This window comes from Phycisphaerae bacterium (assembly GCA_024102815.1).
GTDB lineage: Bacteria > Planctomycetota > Phycisphaerae > UBA1845 > UBA1845 > JAGFJJ01.
Genome location: JAGFJJ010000072.1, coordinates 92,049 through 115,881, shown reverse-complemented (window position 1 = coordinate 115,881; position 23,833 = coordinate 92,049). Strand labels below are relative to the sequence as shown.

Sequence of the window (23,833 nt, the reverse complement as noted above, 5' to 3'; positions counted from 1 at the left end):
AACGCGAGCCGGAGGGCATCAGGGTCGCCGTCGACCGTCCGGCACGTCATGCCTTACAATGCCCCCATGCAGAACTACCTGACCCTCGCCGGAAACCACATTCTCAGTGTCCCCCTGCCTGACCGGGCGGACATCTTCTACGCCCCCCCGCCCATGCCGGGCATTTCCCGTCGTGATGTTCCCGCCGCGGTCCGCCGAGCCTTCGAGCAGCCGCTGGACATGGAACCGCTCGACAAGCTGGTGAGCAGCAAGTCGCGCGTGCTCATCGCCTTCGATGACAACTGCCAGCCCTTCCCCGAAACCCCCCGCCCGGACATCCGCGAGCAGGCCCTCGGCGTCCTCCTGCCCATGCTCTACGCCTGCGGCGTCAAACGCGAGAACATCCGCCTGGTCTGCGCCGTCGCCCTGCACCGCAAAATGAAGCGCCATGAGTTGGCCCGCATGGTCGGCCCCAAGGTCATGGCCGAGTTCTATCCGCGTCAGCTCGACAATTTCGACGCCGAGAACCGCGTCGACATCGTCGACCTGGGCACCACCGACCACGGTGAGCCCGTGCAGGTCTGTCGAGGCGTGGTCGAAAGCGATCTCGTCATCTACGTCGACACCGTGCAGATTCCCCTCAATGGCGGGCACAAGTCCGTGGCCGTGGGTCTCGGAACCTACGAGTCCATCGCCAACCACCACGCTCCGAAGATGACGGCCGACTCCCCTCACGTCATGCAGCCCCAGGGCTCGTGCATGCACGACTGCATCGAGCGCCTCAGCCGGGTCATCCTCAAGCAAAGCCGCATCATGGTCATGGAGGCGGCCATGAACAATGCCACCTACCCGGCCCACGTTTCCTACCTTGGCAAGCCTCCCGCCAAGTGCAACGGCGTCGAGAAGACGATGCGGGCGCTGACGCCGCTCTCGATGAAACTGCTGCCCGAGCCCGTGCGCAAGTCCGTGCTTCGCGGCGTGCGCAGCGCCTACGATCCCATCGCCATCCATGCCGGATCAATCGACGCCGTCCACGCCCGAACCCTCCAGTCCATGCGCGATCAACTTACGCTCTCGGCACCGCGCCAATATGACACAGTCGTCTTCGGACTGGCCGACCTGAGCCCCTACGCCGTCGGGGCGCGGATCAATCCCGTGCTCGTCGTGAGCGATGTCCTCGGATATGTCTTCAACTGGTTCTACAATCGCCCGCTGGTGAAGCGCGGCGGCGTGGTCATCATTCTCAACCCCGTGTTCGAGATCTTCCACCCCGAGTACCACGTGGCCTATCAACGCTTCTACGAAGAAGTGCTTGCGGAAACATCCGACCCCTTCGCAATGCAGGAGCGCTTCCAGGAGTCCTTCGCCCGGGATCCGCACTTAATCGACTGTTATCGCAACCGATATGCCCATCACGGGTTTCACCCGTTTACCGTCTGGTACTGGGCAACCTACGCCCTGAAATACCTGTCGAAAGTGATACTGGTGGGTCCGCCGGACGACCGCGCCGCCAGGCGCCTCGGCGTGGGCTGGGCCCCGAACATCGGCCGCGCCCTGGATGAGGCACAAGCGCTTTCTGGCGGTAACGACGTGGCCGCGCTCACCATTCCGCCTTTTTTCTACGTGGACGTGAAATAGAATCTGCACAGAGGTCGCCCCCGTCTGGACGCACCTCCACCGCTCTCACGATTCGACCAGAACAATCGAAAGCGAAGATGCGGCTTCCTTTTCGGGAGGTCTTTCCTGGCATTTGCGGAGGACAATCATGAGCCCCACATTTGATCTGCTCGGCCTCGTCTCCATCCTCGCCATTCCCCTTCAGATCGTCTATCACGTGGTCTGGGGCCTCGGCGACTTCCTGGTCTTTAACGTGCTCCACCTGGGCCCGTACCTGCCCATCCCGACGCCGTTCGCATAAACGGAGACGGCGGCGCGCAGCGGAGAGCGCTTTTTTCTCACCTGGAGCAATCTGCGGAGGGGGATGCTGTCGCTATTGTGGGAGAACTTCCAACCCCACCACGGTGACGTCATCCTGGGGGTTGAGCGAACCGGTCTCGTTATCCAGCCAGCCCTCGATGCGCTGCATGGCCTCGTGGATCGTCCCCGCGCCCAGCGGGGCCAGTGACTGCAGGAAGGCGCTGCCGTCGCTGGGTGCCGACGGTGTCGACTGGCGGACCAGTTCCAGCCCGTCGGTGTAGAGCAGCAGCTTGTCGCCCGGACGAAGCCGCGCCTCGCCCGTGGGAAATTCCTCTTCCTTGAAAATGCCCAGCAATCCGCCCGCACACTTCAACTCGCTGACCGACCCCTCGGGCGAAATCAGCACAGGGTACGGGTGCCCGCCACGGGCGAATCGCAGCGTCAACGTGCGATGGTTGAGCAGCGCGTAGCAGGCCGTCACGAACTGGCAGTTGGGCAGTCCCTGCTCGGCCAGGGCGGCGTTGAGCTCCGCCATCGTGTCCGTTGGATTGACCACTTCGTAGTCGCTGCCGCGAACGCGTTTGGAGACAATCGCCCGCTTGATGAAGATCGTCAGCAGGCTCGCCGCCATGCCGTGTCCCACGGCGTCGGCCACGTAAAACGCTGTGTGGTCCTCGTCCACGCGGCAGATGTCGAAGATATCCCCCGAGACCCACGTCGCGGGTCGATAGATGCTGGCGAACTGCACGCCGTTGATCGGCTCGTGGATCTGCGGCAGGAAGTCCCGCTGCAAACGCGCCGCCAAGCGCATCTCCTGATCCACTTCGCGAAGGTGCTGGTTGAGCCGCTTGCCCAGCCGCTCCATCGCCCGCACTTCCTGGTCCATGCGCCGGAAGTGGTCGTGGTAACGCTCGATCATGGCGAACCGGCCCCGAAGTTCGTCAGGCTGGATCGATCGCCGAACCACTTCGACGAGTCCGCCCCGCTCGGCCAGTGCCCGGTGATCCCCGTCGGCCAGAATCACCGTCGCGATGCGCTGGTTTTCCACCAGACGCAGCAGGTCATCAAAATCGGCCTGCGGGGGCGCCAGAACCGCCGCACCGCCCGCCCCCATCGCATTCGCCTCAAACGTGGCCACACCGGAAACGTCCGCTTTCGGGGCAGGGAGCACGATTGCGTCAGGCGGGTTCAACCGCGCCGCCTTGAGCGCCTCGTGGTAGTCACGGGCCACGATCACTTCCCACCCGTCCTGCATGAGCAGGCCGCGCGTCTCCCGTGTGGGGGTCTCCGGGCTTGAATCGACCAGAAGGGCTTTCATGGTCCGTGGAGGCTCCGTGCGGCGCTCTCCCACGGGTCGTGCCGAGGCAAAGAGTCCGCTAAAGGAACCTTCGACGAATCAGGAGCCCCGGTTTAGCAGCGATTCAGGCAGGTCGATGTGGTCGCCGGGACGAATGCCCAGCTCATGGAAGACCCCGCCCCGCACCTCAATGGCCACGTGAAAAGGACCGGAAGGCAGGTAGCGGTACGGGCGGTCGTCCAGCGGGACCATCGTATAGAGGTTCAGCACTTCGCCCTCGGCCGACAGGTAGACGATGTCCAGCGGCACGACCGTGTTCTTCATCCAGAAGCTCGTCCGCGTGGACCCCGGAAAGACGAAAACCATGCCCCGCTCGGTGCCGTCCGCCAGTGGTGCCATCTGCTCTTCTTTCTGGAACATCAGCCCCCGGACCCGCTCCGGCTCGTCGTCGGCCACCCAAAGGCGGAACCTGTGACCTTTGATGGTCACGTCGACGGTACCCATTTCCTCATCGTACACGTGATGCGGCTCACGGGAGCAGGTGGGCATGGCCAGCAACATCCAGGCAAGTAGAAATACACCGAAGGTCAGCTTCGTGGTCATGGAGAATTCCGCCGAACGCGAGGCCCGGATCGCGGGCGTCGCGGCAGCGTAACCGATGTGCGGCGATCAGTCATCGCCCTCGCCCGAGGTGAGCGGAACGCCTTTGAGATCCGTCCGCCCGGCGCGGTAATCATCCAAAACCCGGCGCGTGTAGAGCACGTCCCGGACCGCCAGCACGCACAGCCAGAGGACCATGCCCAGCATTACCGCCCAGTAGGCGGCGTAGGGTCGAGGCCGGTCGGGGATGTCTACCACATAGATGCCGACGACGAACATCACGGAGATCACCAGCATGATCCCTGCGCCAAGCCGCCGCCAGGGACGATCACCCCCGATGGGCGCCCGGCCGGTCCACCCGCCGGACCACGGACTCAGGTAGCGCCAAGCAAACGCGGCGCCGCTCAAGATGAGCGCTATGGAAAACAGAAGCTTGGGCATCGGCGGGCGTCTCAGGAGAGAGACAAAACGTTGCCTTCGGGTCCCGATCCTGTCGGATTCTATCCCGTTTTCAGTGTCCCGCCCACCGAATCGACCGGATTCGTCGGTCCACCACGCTGAGAATCAGCGCATCTGCTCCAATCGCCGCTCGATCATCTCCCCGATCTGCCGGGGATCGGCTTTCCCCTGGGAGAGCTTCATCACCTGCCCGCGCAGAAAGGCCACCGCCCGCGTGGCCTTCTTGGGGTTCTCCAGGGCGTCGCGGATGGCCGCGTCGTTCTCGGCAAAAGCCTGATCCACCCACGCCTGTGCCGCCGAGGCATCCCGCACCTGCACGAGTCCCATCGACTCCGCAAGCCGCGACGGTGATTCGCCATGTTCGAGCATCGCTTCCGCCACCTGGTTGGCCGCCGTGCGACTGATCGTTCCCTCTTCGACGATGCGCGCCAGCTCGGCCAGTGATGCGGCACTGACACCCAATTCCGTTACGGGCACGTTGCGGTCGTTGGCCAGACGCAGCCAGACGTTGACGAACTGCTTACCGAGCAGCGCGGCCGGTGCTCCGGCGGAAACGGCGGACTCGAACAGATCGGCCGTGGGTCGATGATCCACGATCGTATCCGCGTCCTTGGGATCGAGCCCGAACTCGGCAACCAGACGCCGCCGTCGGGCCACCGACCGCTCGGGAAGTGCCGCCATCATGTCATGCAGCGCGGCCTCGTCGAAAGTCACCGGAACCAGGTCAGGATCGGGGAAGTAGCGGTAATCGTGGGCCGCCTCCTTGGGACGCTGGTATTCCGTCACGCCGCGGTCATCGTTCCACCCGCGATTCTCATTCGGCGCCACGCCGAGAACAAAATCGGGATCATCCCGCCACGCGGCGATGTGCCGTTCCATTTCATAGTGAATCGCGTTGCGCACCGAGCGGAAGCTGTTAAGGTTTTTGATCTCCACGATGGGCGTGCGGAATTCCTTGCCGTCCTTCTCGATCACCACGTTGACGTTGGGCTCGAAGCGCATCTGCCCGCGCTGCATGATGCCCTCGCTTACGCCCAGGTGCCGCACCAGCCGCTGCAACTCGACGCAGAACGCGTAGGCCTCCTCCGGCGAGGTGATGTCCGGCTCGGTGACGATTTCCAGCAGCGGCGTGCCGGCCCGGTTGAGGTCCACCAGCGTGCAGTCCCCCGCGTCGTGAATGTTCTTCCCCGCGTCCTCTTCCAGGTGAGCCCGCTTGATCCGCACCGTCCGTGATCCGCCGTCCACGTCGATCTCCATCCGCCCGTGCTCCGCGAGCGGCAGATCGTACTGGCTGATCTGGTAGTTCTTGGGCATGTCCGGGTAGTAGTAGCTCTTGCGGTCCCATTTCGAGCGGCGGGCGATGCGACACCCCAAGGCAAGCCCCGTGCGCACGGAGAATTCCACAGCTTGGCGATTGATCACCGGCAGCGTCCCCGGATGCCCCAGGCACACCGGACATACGCACGAATTCGGCGGCGCCTCATACCTCACCGGACAAGCGCAGAACATCTTCGTGGCCGTCTGGAGTTGAACGTGAATCTCCAGACCGACGATGAGGCGAATATCAGCGTTGGGAATCATACGGCATATCCTGTATCAGCATTCGTCGCGCGCAGGATGCTACCGTATTAGATTGGCGCAATCGACGCCATAAATCACGACCGGCTGGCAATCGCCGCGGCCAGGGGATTGACGAAATTGGGAACGACGGCGTCCGCCGCAAGCTGCTCGCCGATTTCGAAGAGCCGCTCCAGGGCGTCGCCCGGCGCGGCCGGCGGCTGCACGCCCCAGTACTTACGGACCGTCAGGTACACGGTCATGGGCACGACCTCGTGGGCCTCCCGCCGGACCTCGAACGTCGTGGTCCGCGACTTAACCTCCACGTAGGCCTGGAGATCGCACTCCGGCGTGAGGGCGATGCCGTAGTACGGCTGGGCATCGATGACGTGCGCGGCGTGCTCGCCGAAGAGCATCGCCGACGCGGCGTTCTCCCCCAGCAGCGTCTCGGCCACGAGTTGATCGTGATTGCCGCGATAGGCCAGATCGAATGCAAAGACAAGTTCGATGTGATCGTAGTCCAGGTCGCCGAGCGTGAAATGGTACGGCGCCTGGGAAAAGACCAGCTTGCCGAACTCGTGAACTTCGTCGAGGCTCTCGGGAGCAAATTGCCCGAAGCGAAGGTTATTGGCCTCCACCCGCACCCAGCGCCGCGAGCCGCCGTCCTCCGAGTCTTCCTCGACGATAACCCCCCCGCCTTCGCGGCGGCGGAGCTTGCGCAGGCCGGTGTATTTCTTCCGCAGGCGGTCGAAAAAGTGCAGCACCGTCTCCCGTTCGGGTCGGATGTCCATCTTCAGGTAGAGCCGACCGCTGACGTAGAAGTCGTCGCACACCGCCCCTAGGTTGTTGTGCATGGTAGGCCTCTATGGAAAGTGCCTTGTCTCCGGAGCGCCACTCCATTATTGAGCATTTCGACGACGAATTCAACGAGGAGCCGTCCAATCTCGTCCGGAAGCCCCCGTGGGAACCCGGTTGACGGTTCGGCTGTAAAATCGTTCGTATTCGTTCATCCGGCGCGTCTCTCCTGCCGGTGCCCCGCCGGGCACTCGCTGCCCACAGGATACATCGGCAAGTCGGTGCCGATATTGTTCAGGCGGCCGTCCCCGGCACCGATGACGAAACCGGGAGCGGCGACAGCACGACAACCGTTGTAGCAGCGGAGATCATGATGGCGGACGATCCAACCGCACGACAGGCCGGGGCCAGGAACACGTTGGCCGGGCTCGTATTCCCTTTTCTTGTGGCCGCATTCGGTGCGTGGTTTCTTTGGGATGGATACATCAACTACCCGCGGGAGAACGTCGCGGAGCTTTTTCGCCGTCAGGGAAAACCAACGGCGGGCATGCCGAGCGCCGACGCCGAGCTCACCCAGGCGGCCGCCATGCACCGCGCCGCCGCGCTGTCTGGCGTTTCAAGCACGGCCGACGTCCTTGATCGGCTGGGCGAACCCGCCTTGAAAACGGATGACCAGTTTTTCTACCCCGGCTTCGGCGGCGGCCTCCGCATCGACTTCAAGAACGGCTTCTTCCACACCGCGGAGTGGGAAGACGCTCCGCACAACGCGACCGATCTGGTGGTGCAGCGCTGGATCGGCATCGCGCTCGCCGCCGTGGCCGTCGGATTGCTGATCCGCCATGTGCTGGCCTCGGCCCTGAAATCCCGAACGACCGACGAAACAACCTCGGCGACAGCGGACACGTAACGCCGGCTCAAAGGGATACGGGCAGCAAAGCGACGATTTCTCCTGCAATTTCCGCGGGGGATTTGTCCGTCGTGCTCACCGTTTGATGAGCACAGGCACCATACAGCGACACGCGCTCCGGAGGGAAGTCCGCATCCGGCGCGCCTCCTGAGTTACGAAGGTGTGGTCGAAAGGTCTCCGTATCCGGATCAGCCGCCAGTCTCCGGGCGAGCGCCGCGCGATCCGCCTCCAGCCACACGACAAAACCGAGCCGCCGCAGCGTCTCGCGGCTCTCCGGATCGACCACGGCACCACCACCGACACTGAGAATCATGCCGCTCCGAAGCATATCGTCATTGCCGGCGATCTCTCGGATCACCCCGCGTTCGTGGCCGCGAAAGCCCGGCTCCCCCTCTTCGGCGAAGATCTGTGCGATTGTCCGCCCGGTACGTCGGACAATCATCTCATCCGTGTCAATCAACGGAAGATTCAGCAACCGGGCCAGCTCTTGCCCGACCGTTGTCTTGCCCGCTCCGCGGTATCCGATCAGCACGATGGGTCGCGCGTTGGGACTTGGAACCTTCATCCCCCTGCCGCCTCGGGTTCCGCCGCCGCCTTCGAGCGCGCCAGCTCGGCCATGACGCACGACCGTCCGCTTTCCTTGCTCGGCGACTTGCCCAACCAGAGGGCAAACTGCGCCATGGCTTGACGAACGAACATGTCCAGCCCGTCCAGCGTCGGTACGCCGGCCTCACGTGCCGTTCGCAGCAGTTTTGTTTCCAGCGGATGATAGACCAGGTCAAACACGAGACGGCAGTTCGATAGCGATCCTTCCGGCATGGGCGATGCGTCCACATCCGGAGCCATGCCCACGTTCGTGCAATTCACAAGAACCTCGCCCTCGCGAAGCTCCCGATCTTCCCAAGAGCGCGATTTGCACCCGAACGTCGCCGCCAACTCCTCGCGCCGCTCGGCCGAACGACCGTAGACCGTTGCTGTTGCGCCGAATTCACTCAAGCCGGCCAGCAGTGCCCGCGCCGCTCCGCCGGTACCCAGCACATCGACGCGCAGCCCGACGAGCTGGGTACGCTTGCGCCCCAGTGCCTCACACAGCGAGTCGATTGCCGCGTAGCAATCGGTATTGAAACCCTTGGCTTCACCGTCGCGGAGCACAACGGTGTTCACCGCGCCGATCGCCGCTGCCTGGCGGTCCGCACGATCGCCGAGCCAGCGCAGGGTCAGTTCCTTGTGCGGAAGCGTTACGCTGAATCCGCCAACGTTCAGCCAGTCGCGCTCCAGGCATCCGTCGAGAAAGCGGCGCAGATTCCCGGGGGTCGGGCGTACCAGCACCGGCACATACACCGCATCGATCCGCTCCTCGGCAAACCAGTGATTGAACAGCACCGGCCCCATCGAGTGCATCACCGGATCGGCCAGTACGCCGAAGACCTTCGTCTCGCGCGTCATCGCCGACCAGCGGAAGCGCTGCGTCATCTCCTCCAGGGTGAATTGGCCCTCGGCCGTGCGCCATTCGGGTCGCAACGCACAATAGGTTGCAAACGAGTTCAACTTGCGGGCCAGTAACCGTGTCCAGAGCCCCGCCTCCCCTTTGGCAATGGCCACGACCATGGGTCCGTTCTGCCGCATCAGATCCAGGGCGAGGAAGCTGTCATGAACCGAATCGCAGTTGTAGGCCATCTTGGCGGCGAGAACCTCCGGATCGAGCAGTGCCCGGCGGATGACGCCCGCCGCCTGATCCGGCGTGGTCATGCGGTCGTGCATGGAGAGGATCAGGCGCCGCTGGTGTCCGTTTGCAGATCGCTCTTTCCGATAGCTCTCCCGCGCCTCCGCGCTCCGCTCCCATTCCGCCAACTCGAAATCAATGAGCGCATCCGTGTCTCTCGTCGCATCGAGCAACCGCTTCATCCGCGTGGGCTGGTCGTCCGAGCAGCGCCCGCCTTCGCTGCTGGCGCGGCAGGTCACAATCCAATGCCGCCCCGGAAGGGTTCGCAGGTAATCCGCCAGCGCCATGGCGTCCCCTTGGTAGGAATCGATGCGCAGCTCGACAAGTTGCGCCCCAGCGGAGAACGCCCGCTCCGCCCGGCGGCGCAGCGCATCCAGATCATCGCCGGCAACTGATACAACAAGTTCCGTCATTGCAAATTACCCATCCAGAATCTGTATCGGCCGACCGGCAAGCCGGCATCTCCCAGGCCGTGACGTATCGCTCTGTATTTTAGTTCGCCGGGAAGGTTCAAGCGGTCCGATGGGGAAATACCGCAGGGCGAATCGCGAGACAATAGCTCCTCACTTCGGCCTGCGGCAACCCTCTCCTGGCACATTCGAATTTCAGGGGGTATCGTTCACTGATCATGATCAAGAATCCCCGGACGACCCCCGGCGTGATCTTCGACCTCGATGGCACGCTTCTCGATACCCTTGAAGATATTACGGCGTCGCTGAACGCTGTTCTGACCCGAATTGGTCGCCCCACCAAACAGGCCGGGGAGGTCCGCGACCTGGTCGGGGAAGGACTTGCCCGCATGCTCAGTCTTGCTTCGGGTCGGAACGAACAGACTGAGATCGACAGGCTTATCGAACTCTACCGCCCGGAGTATGCCCGACGAATGTTCGACGAAACCCGCTTCTATCCGGGGGCAGAGACCGCCCTGACGGAACTCGCCCAGGCCGGCGTGCCCATGTGCGTTCTTTCCAACAAGACGCACGATTTCACGGAGTCGCTCTGCCGCAGATTTCTCAACCCTTGGCCATTCGTCCGTTTCCTGGGGCAGCTTCCCGGCGGACCTCGAAAGCCGGATCCGACCACGGCGCTCGAACTCGCCGCGGCCATGGACCGCCCACCCGAGCTGGTCTGTTTCGTCGGCGACTCCGACGTGGACATCGAAACGGCGCACAATGCGGGCATGGCTGCGCTGGCGGTAACCTGGGGCTACCGCAATGTAGACATTCTCAAGAGCACCCGGCCCACCTGGATCATCGACGACCCGAGGGAAATCCCTCGCGTGATTCTAGGCCACGATTGGCACTGACCACGCGTGGCGACGCCTTTCTTCCGCCCAGTCAGCGGCCACAAGATACTGAGAACTCTGCTCTCGCCGCCCACCACGGCCCGATTCAGCGCGACTCCGTTGTGGTCGATAAAACCGCAACGGCGAGCCCCGTAAGAGGCAGGGAGTCCAATTGTCGTGGTTATAGGACCCTCTCCCGGCCCGCCAAATCACTGGAGCACGCGGTGGATAATCTTGTTTCACAGCAATCCGGGAGTGCGATGCGTGTCGTTTGCGTCTGCGGCGCTCGGCCGAACTTCATGAAAGTAGCCCCCCTCGTGGACGCCCTGCACCACGCGGACATCCACCCTACCCTGGTTCACACCGGCCAGCACTACGACGAGCACATGAGCCGCTGCTTCTTCGAGGAACTGGGCATCCCGCGTCCGGATATCAACCTCGGCGTGGGCAGCGGTTCCCACGCGGTCCAAACGGCCGAGGTCATGCGCCGCTTTGAGCCGGTCTGCCTCGAAACCCGCCCGGACTGGGTCGTGGTCGTGGGCGACGTCAACAGCACCATGGCTTGCGCGCTCGTCGCTGCCAAACTGAACATTCCCGTAGCCCACGTCGAAGCGGGACTTCGCAGCTTCGACCGCACCATGCCCGAGGAGATCAACCGAATCGTGGCTGACTCCATCAGCGATCTGCTGTTCGTCAGTGAACCCAGCGGCGTCGAGAATCTGCGTCGCGAGGGCATTCCCGATGAACGGATCCGCTTCGTCGGCAACGTCATGATTGATACGCTTCTCCGCCATAGAGAAGCCGCCGAGCAGTCCGCGATTCGCGAGAGACTCGGCCTCGAGCCACGCGGGTACGTCGCCGTCACCCTGCACCGGCCGTCCAATGTGGACGATCCCACTGCACTGGGCTCCATCCTGAACGCCCTGGAGAACATCTCCGCGGAACTCCCCATAGTATTCCCCTTGCACCCGCGCACGGCCGCCAACTTCAAGCGGTTCGGCCTGGGCGCCCGGCTCGCCGGCCTGCCACGGCTCATCCGCACCGAACCCCTCGGCTACCTCGATTTCCTCTCCTTGATGGCCGGTGCGGCGGCCATGCTGACGGACTCGGGCGGAATCCAGGAGGAGACGACCATACTCGGCGTGCCGTGCCTCACCCTGCGGGACAACACCGAAAGGCCGATCACGCTGACCAGTGGAACAAATCGCCTCGCTGGGACCCGGGCCGAGACCATTCTCGCGGCATGGGCCGACATGCGTGCCAATCCGCTTTCGGCGCGTATGATGCCCGAATTGTGGGATGGCCGAGCCGCCCAGCGGATCGTCCGCGAACTTATGGCGTGTCGCCAAGCACGGACTGCGACGTCTCGCGGCGCGCCGCGGATGGGGCCTGTTGCGGAACGGAGCGTGCCACCCACGATGACCGGCGTCCATGGCGGGTCGCCGGACGCAATGGCCGCGGTAGTGGCGGCCGGTGGAGTTGAATCATGAAGCTTTGCGTGGTCGGCACGGGGTATGTCGGGTTGGTCGCGGGCACCGGTTTCGCCGAATCCGGAAACCACGTCGTCTGCGTGGACATCGATGACATCAAGATCGCCGCCTTGAAATCCGGCAAGATCCCCATCTACGAGCCCGGGCTCAAGGAGCTTGTCGACCGCAACACCGCCCGTGGGCGGCTCGAATTCAGTACCGATCTCGACGAAGCCGTCAAACGCTCGCGGATCATCTTCCTCGCCGTGGGCACGCCTCCCGCACCCGACGGCTCGGCCGATCTCACAGCCGCCCTCGACGTCGCCCGCACCATCGGAAAGTCCATGGACGGCTACCGCATCGTGGTCATGAAGAGCACCGTCCCCGTCGGTACACACCGGTTGATCTCCGAAGCCATCGCCTCGCAGACCGATCATCCCTTTGATTACGTCAGCAATCCCGAATTCATGAAAGAAGGCGCGGCCGTAGAGGACTTCCTCCGACCGGACCGGGTGGTCATTGGGGCCAACAACCCCGCCGTCATCGAGATCATGCGCGAACTCTACACGCCGTTCCTGCGGCGCAACGAGCGTATCCTCATCATGGACCCGGCCAGCGCCGAGATGACCAAGTACGCCGCCAACGCCCTGCTGGCCACGAAAATCTCCTTCATGAACGAAATCGCCTGCCTGTGCGAGCACCTCGGGGCCGACGTGGAGTCCGTTCGCCGAGGCGTGGGCTCCGACCCGCGTATCGGCGACGCGTTCCTCTTTCCCGGCGTGGGATTCGGCGGGTCCTGCTTCCCCAAGGACGTGTCCGCGCTGGTCTCGATGGGGCAGGTTGCGGGAAGCCGCATGCACATCGTCGAAGCCGTCAACGACGTGAACACCCGCCAGCGGCAGCGCTTCGCCCGACGGGTCATCGACCACTTCGGCGAAAAATGCCCGAGGACGACCCTCGCCGTTTGGGGGTTGGCATTCAAGGCCCGTACCGACGACGTGCGCGAATCGCCGGCGCTCTCGGCCGTGCAGATGTTCCGCGAACGCGGCATGATGGTCCGTGCCCACGATCCCGAGGCCATGGCCAACGCCGCAAGGGAAATCGGTTCTGACAAGGGCATTGAAATGTGCGAAGACGAGTACGTCGCGCTGAAGGGCGCCGACGCCCTCGTCATCTTCACCGACTGGCCGGTCTACCGCACCCCCGATTTCGACCGCATTGAAGAGCTCCTGACTTCCAAGATCGTCTTCGACGGACGAAACCTGTATGATCCCGCTACGCTCGCTCGGCGCGGCTTCCATTACGTCTGTGTTGGACGACCGCGGGCGGAAGCTCGATAGGCGCGTGGACTACCGCCTGAACGCCATCCTCGCGAGCGCGGGAACCTCGCATGCCTCCTCGAATTCTCGTCACTGGCGGAGCCGGCTTCATCGGCTCGCACGTTTGCGAAGCCCTGATCGCCCGCGGCGATTCGGTCGTCGCCCTCGATAACTTCGACGACTTCTACGCCCTCGACGTCAAGCGCCGCAACATCGCGGATCTCATTTCCCACGACCGCTTCCGAATCATCGAAGGTGACATCCGCGACGCCGCGCTGATGGGCTCGATCTTCTCCGAGGGAATCGACGGCGTTGTTCACCTGGCCGCCCGCGCCGGCGTCCGTCCATCCATTGAGCAACCGCTGCTCTACGAAGACGTCAACGTGCGCGGAACGCTGGTCCTGCTCGAAGCCTGTCGAACGAGGCCGAAGTGCCGGTTCGTCTTCGCCAGCAGCTCCAGCGTTTACGGCAACCGCCGCGACGTCCCCTTCCGCGAGAGCGACCGCGTCGACGACCCCATCTCCCCCTACGCCGCCACGAAGAAAGCCGGCGAGCTGATCTGCCACACCTACCACCACCTCTACGGCATCCCCATCACCTGCCTGCGCTTCTTCACCGTCTACGGACCAAGGCAGCGCCCCGACCTTGCGATTCACAAGTTCGCCCGGCTGATCGAGTCGGGAAAGCCCGTCCCCGTATTCGGCGACGGCTCCATGACCCGCGACTTCACCTTCATTGCCGACACCGTCGACGGCGTGCTCCGCGCCTTGGATCGCTGCGACGAATACCGAATCTATAACCTGGGCAACGAACATCCCGTTTCGGTAATGGAATTGATCCGGGCTCTCGAAAACGCCCTGGGACGCTCCGCCCGCATTGAGCACCTTCCTCTCCAACCCGGCGACGTCGACCGAACCTACGCCGACGTATCCGTCGCTCGGGCCGAACTGGGCTACGACCCGGCCACCAACCTGGCCGACGGCCTTGCCTGTTTTGCCAATTGGATGCGAAAGCAGAAACTGTAACTCGATTATCCTCAGCGGATTACAAGTTCTTACGTGCAAATGCACCAAAACCTGTGTTCCTTCATTGCCCCCTAACGAGCGGGACGCATAATCCCGGCCCGCGGGATCGGAAGCGGCGTCGGACCCCAAGAGGAGCCCCGATCGAATTCGGCGCAGAGCTTAACGCCGCCGCGCTTCCCCTGAGTCGAATCCCCCGTTAGACGCTATCTGCCGCAGTGCGATGGCGGGGCGCGCTTCGTTCTTCGGACTCCATCCTGGGCCGGTACCCAGACCGGTTCAGACCAGACCCCAAGCCGATGACCGAACGACGCCCTCCTTCGCCTGCGGCAGAATCCTTGCCTCTGGCGTTACTTGCCCGGACCGATCACCATAGCCCCCTCGCGAGCCGGACGCCGCCGACATCGAACTTTGAGTGAACACCAGGAATCTCGCTTGGACCGCAAGTCCTTCGACATCCGCACGCCGAAGCCGTTCTCACTCGCCGCCACGGTCCTGGGCCATGGCTGGCACGAATGCGCCCCCATGAGCTGGAGCGAGGGAGGGCGGTGCTTCCAGATCATCCTCCGCAACGGCAAGGGCGCCATGCGCGTCTCTGTGGTCGAGGGCAAGCCGACTCGCCGCGACGCCGTTCTGAATGTCTCCGTCGACGGCGACGAACTCAGTGACGCCACCGTGGCACACATCGAATCCGGCGTCCGCCACATGCTCGGCCTGGACGAGAACCTCGACGAGTTCTACGACCTCTGCCGCGACCACCCCACGCTTCACGTGCTCCCGCGGATCGGCGCCGGGCGGACGCCTCGCAGCGTCTCCCTGACCGAGGACATCATCAAGACCATCCTCGGCACCAACGTGAACTGGAGCCAGGCCGTGAAGATGATCAACCGCCTCGCCCAGCTCGGCCCGATCGTCCGCCACTTCCGCTCGCTCAACGCCTGGCCCACGCCCCGCGAAATCCTCCGCGCCGGCCCGCACTACCTCAACGATGTCTGCCGCGCGGGCTACCGCACCGAGTCCATCCTCGAGCTCTGCAAAGACGTGGCCGAGAAACGCACCGATCCCGACGAACTCACCCGCCTCGCCACTGACCCGAACGTCAGCAGTCATGAACTTCTGTCACGACTCCGATCCATTCGTGGTATCGGCCCGACCAGCGCCAACTATCTGCTCGGCTTCCTCGGCCGCCATGACCGCCTGGCCATCGACACCTCGACCGTCGCCCACGTCTCCCGCACGCATCTCAAGGGAAAGAAAGCCACGCCGAAGCAGATCGAGGAAATCTACGACCGCTACGGCCGGTGGAAGAACAAGGTCTGGTGGTTCGAGCTCTGGCTGGAATGGGATACGGCAAGAAGGATTGTCGAAGAGGCAACGAGCAATGGGCGATCCTCCTAAGGTAAGCCCTACCTGATCACCGCCGCAATTCCTTTATTCCCCATCGCTTCGAATCGAAAACCGCAGCCGCGCCCACGGCGGATGTTGAAACTCCCAGTCGCGGTACGCTTCCTCGAGCATCGCGGCGATGTCCGGCTCGACGACGCTGTCGTGCCGACGGGCCCCGTTGATCCGCACGGTCACCGGCTTCGACCAGTCGACGTCGCCGGGTCGAAGCAGCACGTCGATCCCCCCGCAGTGATGCGTACGGATTTCAAATGACTGATCCCCTCGTTCCCCGACAATGCTCGCCAGCTTGTCCAGCAGGACGCGGTACGCATAGGGAACCGAATCGGTCGCCTGCGAACGCGCCTCGATTGAAATGACCTCCGCCTCCCACACGTCCCCCAGGAACTTAGTCTGCCGCACCCAGCCGGCATCACCCTGCGAAGGATAGCGAAACACCCTGGACACGTTGTCCGTCTGCATCTCCCGCGATCGACCCAGAAACGACGCCAGGGCCGCGGCACTTTCGCTCTCGGCTGCGGTCGATTCCAACGTCAATCCCAAGGGATAGTGCAGCACTTTCCACGGCGAACCGGTCTCTGCGGCCAGGAGTTCGATAGCACGTCCCGCGGCGGTCAAGCGGCCAAGCGAGGCATTTGGTGGCGGCGAGTCCGGTCCATCTTTGGTGCCCGAATCCGGCGTCTCCGCGCGAGCCGAAGCTCGCGGATCGCCTGGATCTGACAGCCCTCTTGCAACCGGCGTCGCAACCAACAGCGGTAGTCGATTCAGATTCGAGCCGGCCATCATCCGATACATCGTCGCTGGATACGGCAGGTCCGGGATCGATGCCACGAGGATGGCACCGGCAAACAGGTGCGGCTGGAACATCGCCACCTGCCACGCCGCCTCCCCGCCCTCCCACTCGCCGTGCAGAAAGATGCGATCGCTGTCGATGCGAAACCGCCGCCGCGCCTCGCGCACCACCGCCCGAAACTCCGCCCCCAACGTCCCCGACGCCGCGAACGTCGCCTCCGTCGGCGTGAAATAGGAAACATGAACGAACCGTTCCGTCGCCGACGCCGGCAACCACTGGGGAAACGCCGGCCGCATCGCCCAACCACTGCCCACGAAGAGCCGCCGCGACGACTTCTGAATCGTCACCAACAACGGAAACCGTCGTTCGATCGAATAGTCCTTTGGCAGCCTGTAGCTAACGTGAAGCGGCGAACCTCCGGCAATGGGAGCCTCGAACTTACCCTCGCTCGCCTCAGGTTCGGACCAAAGCTCGAGCTCAGCAAGCGCCGCCGCCACCTCATCCACGGCCCCATCCGCCACCCGGCGCACATCCTCAACCAGCGCCTTCCGCGCCCGCGCATCCTCCGTTTGAAAATACCGCGCAAGAACGTCGGCAAGCTTGGGGGTACCCTCATCGCCCGGGGCGCGCAAAGCGTCAGCCGACACTGTCGCCGCCCGCGAAGAAGGAAGCGGAATGATGCAAAGGAAAAGGAGGGAGAATCGGACCATCCACGGGCCTCCTGGAATTGACGGCGACACCTCGGCCTGGGAGCTGAATCGCCCGGCCGCTCTTCATTCTACCGAAGAGTGCGTGTTGCGGCCGCACAACCCCGAAACGCCGTCCGAAACCGAATTGGATGGGTGGATTCTTCGCGAGAGAACCTGCCTGCCGACGCCGACGCCTCAGGCAGCACGCGCGCCGACCGGTCGCCTGTAGATTCCAAACGCGACCTTCGCGCCAACAAGCAGAACAAGCGTCAGGACCACGAGCCCCCAGTCGCTCGTCGTCGGGACGGGAATGCACCCCAGATCGCAGGCAATGATCGGCGGTCCCTGGTCCGTCGGGCAGATCAGGCCGTTGTAGATCGGAACGCTCTCGCCATCACGATCGATCAGTCTGGCCGTAAACGGGTTGTTTCCCGAAAACAGGCAGATCTCGTCGCGGCGCGGACCGGCCAGGCGAAACGTAATACAGGCAAGCGTCGTCGTTTCCAGCGTGGCCGAATCCAGATCGAAAGGATTCACACTGACCGAATAAAAGACCTCCCCCAGGCTCTCGTTGACCTGCTCCGCCGCCTGGAAGGCGAAGGGCGAACTGGAATCGCACGCCCCCCCCGGCCGCATCTCCACGAACGTGTACCGTGTCGGGTCGTAACTCACGGAGAACTGAGCCGCCGCGATGGGCACGACCCCCGGGTGCACAACCACCCGCGCCGTCATCAGTCCCGACGGATACTCGCAGTCATCCTCAATATCCAGGCACAAGCTCGGACAACCGATGTTCTCTCCGACGCAATGACCCGACTCGCATACCTCGTTCGTCGTGCACGCTTGCCCGTCATCGCACGTCTGGCCCTCGTTCTGAGGATCGATCGCGCACTTGGCCGGAGCCGGATCTGACTGGCAGACGCCGGTCCCGCACGTCGAATCCAGGTGTGAGCAATCGACCGTCCCGGCCGGACACGTGCAACTGGCGCCAACCTCAATCGTCTGGCACGACAATTCGTCCGAGTTTCCCGACGGGCAATCTGCGCTGTTATCAATGGGAATGCTGTCCCCGAACTGGTTGGCCAGGACGGTGACCTGCGGGCTCAACCCGGCCAGCAGGCAAAGGTCGCCGCTCTGATTGGATTCCGGAACCAGCAAAAAACACGCCAGCGTCGCCGGCCCGCGCGCCGCCGCACCAATTCCGTTCGGATCGACCGTAACGGCCAGGAAGACTTCCCCGGTTATCGAGTTGATCTGTCGACCGATCAGATTCACGAAGGGAGATTCCGGATCGCACGAATTCCCCGGCAGCACCGAAATCAACTTGAATTTCGTCGGCTCATACGACAACGACATTTGCGCACCGGCGATCAGTGTCGAGCCGAAACCCAGGCGCACGGCCACGCGAACCGCGCTGCCTTCCACGTGACATTCCGTGGTGGCATCAAGGCATACGCTGTGCGCTGGACTCTGGCCCATGGCCGGAACATTGAGAGCGAGGACGAGCAGGAGTGCACAACAGACGACGGGAACGCCCGTGCGTGCGGACAAAAAGTCGCAGTCGCAATCTCCAATTCTCATGATCCCCCCCGTCGACATGCGAATAAACTGCCCTGCGGAATCGTACCGGCCGTATCGCCCGGTGTAAAGACTTGTGAACGCGGACGCTACGCTGGCACGGCTGGGCACGAATCGAGCGATTGTTAAAACGGGGTACTTAGTTGGATCATACCGATACTTCCACCCGGCCCGACGCCCTCAGGCCCGCAGCATCTCGGCCACAATTCGATTGGACGGTAGCCCGGGCGCGACCGCTTCGATTCCTCGAACGGCAACCCATTGCGTATCAGCCACTTCCGCCGGTGCAGGCCGCAAGATGCCGCCCGCTCGGGCGATCTCCCAAACGACCAGAATGTAACCTGCCTCCGGCAGGCGGACCGCCCCCAGACGCCGCCGCGGCTCCACGACAAGTCCCAGTTCCTCCAGGAATTCGCGGACGACCGCCTGCCGGGGCGTTTCATTCCGCTCGACATGCCCGCCCGGAAAACACCAACGCCCCCCACGAGGGATTCCCTCGGCCCGCCGGATCATCAGCACATGGTCGGTTTCAGGCGCGCGCAAAACGCCGATAACGCCGCGCCGGGGCAGGAAACTGCGCGGTTCGGTTTGCTGGGAAGAGCCCAAGGTTGTGTCGTAATGGGACATGCACGTTTCCGGCAGCTCGCCCAGGCAATCATGGGCCAATGTTCGAATTCGGCACAATGCCGGTCAAAGCAGAAAGGCGGCGGGACCTCTCTTGAAGCCCCGCCGCCTCGAGTTCATCTGAGACGATGATGATCTTCGATCGGACCTTACGGATAAATCAGCGTGTCCGTCGAAGCATAATCGTTGATGCCCGTTCCGTACGCACCCTGTCCCGGATACGGATTCGGATCCGCCTCACCCGGCGCTTCGCCGTGGATCATGTTGAACTTGTCGGCATCCCAATCGTTCGTCATCAGCGTGTAGATGTTGTCGCTGTCGATACCCACCGTCGGGAACCGCTCGAACGAAGCGTGGCCGTCTGCATAGAGGCAGTTCTGGCCTTCGCCGTTATTGCGGCCGCCGTGGTTGATCGAGTTGAACGGACGCCACAGCTTCGGGCTGTCCTTCAGCGTGATCGGCTTATTGTCCGAACCCGCGTTGCTCCAGATCGAATCCAGTGGGCTCTCCTGGTTATAGAACGGACCCTTGTCCGCCATGATCACCTGGCGGTTGTCCATGCCCTCGCGCGGCTGCGTGTCACGCGGGCCGAATGGCACCTGGTACCCGTAGCTGACGTTATCGTACGTCTCGAAATCGTAGTACAGCTCGATGTTCTCGGTGTCGTCCGGCGAGTCGGTGCTGCTCGGGCAGATGAACTGCTTCACCTGCACGTCGCCGGAGCGGACCATCATCCAGAAGGAACGCGTCACCGATAGTTGCGTGCTGGCATTCGGCTGGATCGAGAAGCTGCGGAATTCCCGCTTGAACCCGACCGGCACCTTGTTGTTGTTCTGTCCGGCGAAGTAATCAACCGCCTCGTTGCTCTGCGACAGAAGCCTGCTGTCGTACGGCGGAACCGGCCAACGCTCCTGGTTATCGTTGGCGTAGATCTTCGCCGAGGTGCCGAATCCCTTCACGTTCGACTGGCAGACCAGTCGCTTGCTCAGCTCCCGCGCCCGCGAAAGGCTGGGAAGCAGAATCGAGATCAAGAGCGCGATGATCGCAATCACGACCAGCAGCTCAATCAGCGTAAACCCGCCCAATTTCCTTTTTCTCACCGTCGTCTCTCCCACTTGAGTCAGTACCTTAAAGAAACAACAAGACCGAAATTTCGGAGAAACCCTATCGTAATCCGGTCTACCCGGCAATCCCCCGAAACGGCGATTGCCCGCTCCCCGATTCGATAGAGCGCTTAACGACCGCCCGACGCCTGCCAAGCGGCCGGTGTAACGACCAGCGAGACCTCGACTCGCGCAGCCGATGTCAAAGCTCGCTCGTGCGAGAGGCCAAGCCTCCGCAGCCCTTGATTGAAAAGACAATAACAACCGAGCCCGCTGTCCTCTGCGATGCTTCGACCCCGCGAATTCGGACCGGTCCCATCAAGGCCGAATAGCGGCAGCAAGCCCGACACGATACTCAGGATTTCGCCAGCGTTTTAATAGACTCCGCCGTGCCTACCACACGAACATCATCACGCCGGCGAGAGCGAGGAGTGAATCAACAAAAAAGGAATGATGGCGGCAAATCGAAATAATCTAAATCAAATTATGAAAATCAATGATATCGATGCAATCGACACCCCGCCGCCGAAGCGGGCTCTCCTGCACTTTCGCCATTAAGAAGTCTACTCGGACTCCTCGGGCTTGTCAACGATCTCGAGCCAAAACAAGTGTATTCCGGTCCAACCACCGTTCGACGGAAGCTTTGCATGGCGCGTCATCTGGTACCGTTCGCTGAGTTAAGGAAAGGACCGCCTCCCAGTTTCACACAGAGCGCCCAATCGATTTGTCAGGAATTGTCGGGGGAAAGAGAATCCGGTCCATGCGGGGAAGCCTCACGATTTCCCTCGGGGCGGAGTCGCATCGACCAACTACAGCCTGATACGTTGAAGATTGATGTTGTGAAGAAACGCTGTCCCCAGCCCCCTTGCCTCCGCCGGCTCCAGATACCGGACACCCTCGCTGCCCGTCGAAATCGGCGAGACCCCCCGCTCCGCGCGGATCTTGTTCAGAAGGGTCAGGGCCACCGCGTCCGCCGCCACGGGATCGGTCGATGCCATCATGCACCCGGTGTCAGCCACGTTCATTCCGGTCGCTTCCGGGCCGCCTTCATATACGACGCGCAGGCCGTCGACCAGGTTCAGCCGCAGCTTTGAGCGGATCTCCGGAAGGGAGACAATGTCGGCAATGTAGGGCGAACATCCGTTCCCGTGATAACGGGCGGGATGCTTCACCAGCGCGTGCGAGAGGTTCTTCAATGCGCAGGTCATGCCCGCGATGTTGTGCGATTTGATAAATGGAATGTTGATAAGAGCGGTAATTTGATTCAGGACGCGGGCAAGCTCATCGGCCCCGCTGCCAAAGTCTCTCGACTCGACCTCGAAACCACCGGCCGGTGTTAACAGCCCAAACTCCCGGATCAGGAACTCCGGTGCTTCGATGGCCACGAGCTGGCGAGGAGGCCATCCGGCTGCCATGAGCGAGCGAACGATCGTCGGACCGACGACCGCCGTCGTCCCCAGGGCTTGTTGTGCCGATCGATTGAATTTCAGCCCGATGATGTCGTCCTTGGCGAAAAGGCTCTCCCAGCACTGTCGCATGGACTCCCGCCCGGTAAGCGTTTTCAGCGACGCCGCGAGCATTTCTTCAATCAAGACAGGATGGACAATCGGGCCGGCGACCACCTGGTCGGATTGGACGAAGACAACCGTCGATCCGCCTGCACTCTGGGTGCTTTTCTGTAACGGGGGGTCGTCGCCCCGCGCCGTTCGCGGCCAAGGCAATCCGGATCCGACCAGACCTCCGAGGGCGGCGGCGGCCGTGCCACGGAGAAAAACACGGCGTGAAAAATCGGCGCGGTCCTTATCGGGCTGAGGTGCCTCCATGCATTGCGTATCGACGCCGCGGGCGCACCAGTCGAGAGCTCTCCCCGGGTTCCGGTTCGCGGGTGCTATTCGAGGGCGATCTTCCGCTCCCCAATCTCAAAAATAGACTGAGTCTTTAGAAGAGTAAGCTCCTCTGGAAAGGCGTGGAAGGCGTGAACGTGGAATTCGTGGTCTCGCGCGTCGTAGTCCACGAACGTGAATGGCGCCAGGCCGTCGTGGGACCACTGCGGGAACAGCTCAAAGAGCCCGCGATTCTGCGCGTAGTGGATGTAATCGCGGTGTGTCGCGGGGAAAAGCTGTGGCGACATCCGCTCGACCTGGGTCGACAGGATGTACCGCAAGTTCTTTCCAAAGCTCTGGTTATGGTCGCGCTCACCGCGGAATCGAAATGACGTAGCCAACCCGATTTTGGGCAAGACGTCCGGGTCTTCCGTGAGCACCTCCGTGAGAATGCGGTCCCCTGCCTGCACCGTCACGATATGGCTGAGCCCGACGATCCAGATTTCCGCAGAATAGCGTTCCTGTTCAACGCGCTTGACCCGCTCGATGTGGAAAAGCTCGGGGTGAAGGGCCCTCTGGAAAAGGCAGAATTGAAGGTCCTCAACGCGCTGTTGAATCTGTCCACGTTCCACGGAATCGTCACTTAGAAATAAAGCCTCATTGACCGTTAACTTCTGCAATTATAGGGGTTGGAAACGGCAAATCCATGAAATTCTCGCACAATCCCGTCAGTTACAGGAATGTAATAATCTCATCATTGCAACCATTTTTATCGGACGGCAAGCGCCGCGGGCCGCAGTCGATTGTCTCCGATTCGGACGATGTACGTCCGGTTGTAAACGGAGGATATCCTCGAGTAACGCCGCTTGTTGGGAGGGCGACCTCGCTTATAATGCCGCCTCGCCTTGGAAGGAGCGGCCGCTTGCGAGAACAACTCACAGCTATCCTGCTGGCCGGAGCACTTGCTCTGGTCGGAGCCATCGGCGGCAGCCGCCCGATCCAGGATGAGGCTGAATCTCCCGAAAGGAACCCGAAGGGCGCCGCAGAGTCGGACGCCGGCGATTCGGGTGCGGCGCCAGAAGATGCGGCATCTTCTCATTCTCCGGAGGCGAAGCAGCAATCGAGCCCGGAGAAGTCCAGCGATCCGGAACAGCAGAAGCAACCCATCCCTTCAATAAAGCTGGTCGTGGGCTCGTTCGACCGGATCGAGCGGCCGCAGCGCATTCCCACACAGCTCGACCCGTGTCCTCGCCCCCCGCACAAACTGGCCGGAGCGGTGCCGCACGATTTCCCGTTCACATCGTGCCTGTCCACAGACCAGCTCATGACGGCGCGGGTGCGTTCGTCGTCGGTTGTGCGACTTCGAGGCGAACTCCGGCCTCAGGCGCCGCCGGTGGTGTAATCCCGCGCCGCGCGGCCTTGTTCGCCGCGCACTTCGTCGAATGAGCAACGAAATACTCTCGTCCTCTTGATCCGAATTCGGTCAGCAT

General features: G+C 62.7%; 22 protein-coding genes. 9 read left to right on the top strand and 13 right to left on the bottom strand.

What is annotated here, in order from left to right; translation table 11 throughout:
* Positions 1-48 precede the first annotated feature (48 nt).
* On the top strand, positions 49-1,617 hold the full coding sequence (locus J5J06_18520; protein ID MCO6439092.1) for a DUF2088 domain-containing protein: 1,569 nt from the start codon (positions 49-51) through the stop codon (positions 1,615-1,617).
* A 127-nt stretch (positions 1,618-1,744) separates the two neighbouring features.
* Entirely contained in the window at positions 1,745-1,897 is a 153-nt protein-coding gene (locus J5J06_18515) for a hypothetical protein (protein MCO6439091.1), read from the top strand.
* Positions 1,898-1,969: 72 nt separating this feature from the next.
* On the opposite strand, the gene J5J06_18510 is transcribed toward J5J06_18515, so the two are convergent.
* The 5 genes from J5J06_18510 to J5J06_18490 form a co-directional block, all read right to left on the bottom strand.
* Positions 1,970-3,214, bottom strand: coding sequence for a SpoIIE family protein phosphatase (locus J5J06_18510; protein MCO6439090.1), 1,245 nt, complete (start codon positions 3,212-3,214; stop codon positions 1,970-1,972).
* 78 nt (positions 3,215-3,292) lie between these two features.
* Positions 3,293-3,796, bottom strand: coding sequence for a DUF192 domain-containing protein (locus J5J06_18505; GenBank protein MCO6439089.1), 504 nt, complete (start codon positions 3,794-3,796; stop codon positions 3,293-3,295).
* A gap of 66 nt (positions 3,797-3,862) precedes the next feature.
* Positions 3,863-4,234, bottom strand: a complete 372-nt coding sequence (locus J5J06_18500) for a hypothetical protein (GenBank protein ID MCO6439088.1) — start codon at positions 4,232-4,234, stop codon at positions 3,863-3,865.
* Positions 4,235-4,357: 123 nt separating this feature from the next.
* Complete coding sequence (gatB, locus tag J5J06_18495; GenBank protein ID MCO6439087.1) at positions 4,358-5,833, bottom strand: Asp-tRNA(Asn)/Glu-tRNA(Gln) amidotransferase subunit GatB; 1,476 nt, start codon at positions 5,831-5,833, stop codon at positions 4,358-4,360.
* A 74-nt stretch (positions 5,834-5,907) separates the two neighbouring features.
* Entirely contained in the window at positions 5,908-6,663 is a 756-nt protein-coding gene (locus tag J5J06_18490; protein MCO6439086.1) for a hypothetical protein, read from the bottom strand.
* Positions 6,664-7,151: 488 nt separating this feature from the next.
* On the opposite strand from J5J06_18490, the gene J5J06_18485 reads away from it, so the two are divergent.
* Positions 7,152-7,511, top strand: coding sequence for a hypothetical protein (locus J5J06_18485; GenBank protein MCO6439085.1), 360 nt, complete (start codon positions 7,152-7,154; stop codon positions 7,509-7,511).
* Between the two features lie 7 nt (positions 7,512-7,518).
* Here the strand turns inward: J5J06_18485 and J5J06_18480 are convergent, their stop codons facing one another.
* Both J5J06_18480 and J5J06_18475 read right to left on the bottom strand, forming a co-directional pair.
* A complete protein-coding gene (locus J5J06_18480; GenBank protein ID MCO6439084.1) occupies positions 7,519-8,076 on the bottom strand; it encodes a shikimate kinase in 558 nt (185 codons plus the stop codon).
* Positions 8,073-9,647 carry a type I 3-dehydroquinate dehydratase gene (locus J5J06_18475; GenBank protein ID MCO6439083.1) on the bottom strand — a complete coding sequence of 525 codons (1,575 nt, stop codon included), beginning with the start codon at positions 9,645-9,647 and terminating at the stop codon, positions 8,073-8,075. The genes J5J06_18480 and J5J06_18475 overlap by 4 nt, the downstream gene beginning before the upstream one ends.
* 215 nt (positions 9,648-9,862) lie before the next feature.
* Here J5J06_18475 and J5J06_18470 point away from each other — a divergent pair, with 215 nt between their 5' ends.
* The 5 genes from J5J06_18470 to J5J06_18450 all read left to right on the top strand — a co-directional run bounded on the left by J5J06_18470 (position 9,863) and on the right by J5J06_18450 (position 15,727).
* Positions 9,863-10,540 carry an HAD family hydrolase gene (locus tag J5J06_18470; protein ID MCO6439082.1) on the top strand — a complete coding sequence of 226 codons (678 nt, stop codon included), beginning with the start codon at positions 9,863-9,865 and terminating at the stop codon, positions 10,538-10,540.
* A gap of 239 nt (positions 10,541-10,779) precedes the next feature.
* Positions 10,780-12,009 (top strand): UDP-N-acetylglucosamine 2-epimerase (non-hydrolyzing), encoded by a 1,230-nt coding sequence (gene wecB / locus J5J06_18465; GenBank protein MCO6439081.1) that lies wholly within the window; start codon positions 10,780-10,782, stop codon positions 12,007-12,009.
* A complete protein-coding gene (locus J5J06_18460) occupies positions 12,006-13,328 on the top strand; it encodes a UDP-glucose/GDP-mannose dehydrogenase family protein (protein ID MCO6439080.1) in 1,323 nt (440 codons plus the stop codon). Before wecB ends, J5J06_18460 begins: the two co-directional genes overlap by 4 nt.
* A 50-nt stretch (positions 13,329-13,378) precedes the next feature.
* Positions 13,379-14,332: a GDP-mannose 4,6-dehydratase gene (locus J5J06_18455; protein MCO6439079.1), complete on the top strand. Its 954-nt coding sequence runs from the start codon at positions 13,379-13,381 to the stop codon at positions 14,330-14,332.
* Between the two features lie 432 nt (positions 14,333-14,764).
* A complete protein-coding gene (locus tag J5J06_18450) occupies positions 14,765-15,727 on the top strand; it encodes a DNA-3-methyladenine glycosylase 2 family protein (GenBank protein MCO6439078.1) in 963 nt (320 codons plus the stop codon).
* Between the two features lie 33 nt (positions 15,728-15,760).
* Here J5J06_18450 and J5J06_18445 read toward each other — a convergent pair whose 3' ends face one another.
* The 6 genes from J5J06_18445 to J5J06_18420 form a co-directional block, all read right to left on the bottom strand.
* Positions 15,761-17,236: a hypothetical protein gene (locus J5J06_18445; protein ID MCO6439077.1), complete on the bottom strand. Its 1,476-nt coding sequence runs from the start codon at positions 17,234-17,236 to the stop codon at positions 15,761-15,763.
* A 174-nt stretch (positions 17,237-17,410) separates the two neighbouring features.
* On the bottom strand, positions 17,411-18,796 hold the full coding sequence (locus J5J06_18440) for a hypothetical protein (GenBank protein MCO6439076.1): 1,386 nt from the start codon (positions 18,794-18,796) through the stop codon (positions 17,411-17,413).
* A 177-nt stretch (positions 18,797-18,973) separates the two neighbouring features.
* Positions 18,974-19,420: an NUDIX domain-containing protein gene (locus tag J5J06_18435; protein ID MCO6439075.1), complete on the bottom strand. Its 447-nt coding sequence runs from the start codon at positions 19,418-19,420 to the stop codon at positions 18,974-18,976.
* A gap of 146 nt (positions 19,421-19,566) precedes the next feature.
* On the bottom strand, positions 19,567-20,517 hold the full coding sequence (locus J5J06_18430; protein ID MCO6439074.1) for a prepilin-type N-terminal cleavage/methylation domain-containing protein: 951 nt from the start codon (positions 20,515-20,517) through the stop codon (positions 19,567-19,569).
* An 812-nt stretch (positions 20,518-21,329) separates the two neighbouring features.
* On the bottom strand, positions 21,330-22,343 hold the full coding sequence (locus J5J06_18425) for a DUF362 domain-containing protein (protein ID MCO6439073.1): 1,014 nt from the start codon (positions 22,341-22,343) through the stop codon (positions 21,330-21,332).
* 65 nt (positions 22,344-22,408) lie between these two features.
* Positions 22,409-22,975 (bottom strand): DUF2617 family protein, encoded by a 567-nt coding sequence (locus tag J5J06_18420; protein MCO6439072.1) that lies wholly within the window; start codon positions 22,973-22,975, stop codon positions 22,409-22,411.
* A 290-nt stretch (positions 22,976-23,265) separates the two neighbouring features.
* Here J5J06_18420 and J5J06_18415 point away from each other — a divergent pair, with 290 nt between their 5' ends.
* Positions 23,266-23,745: a hypothetical protein gene (locus J5J06_18415; GenBank protein MCO6439071.1), complete on the top strand. Its 480-nt coding sequence runs from the start codon at positions 23,266-23,268 to the stop codon at positions 23,743-23,745.
* Positions 23,746-23,833 lie beyond the last annotated feature (88 nt).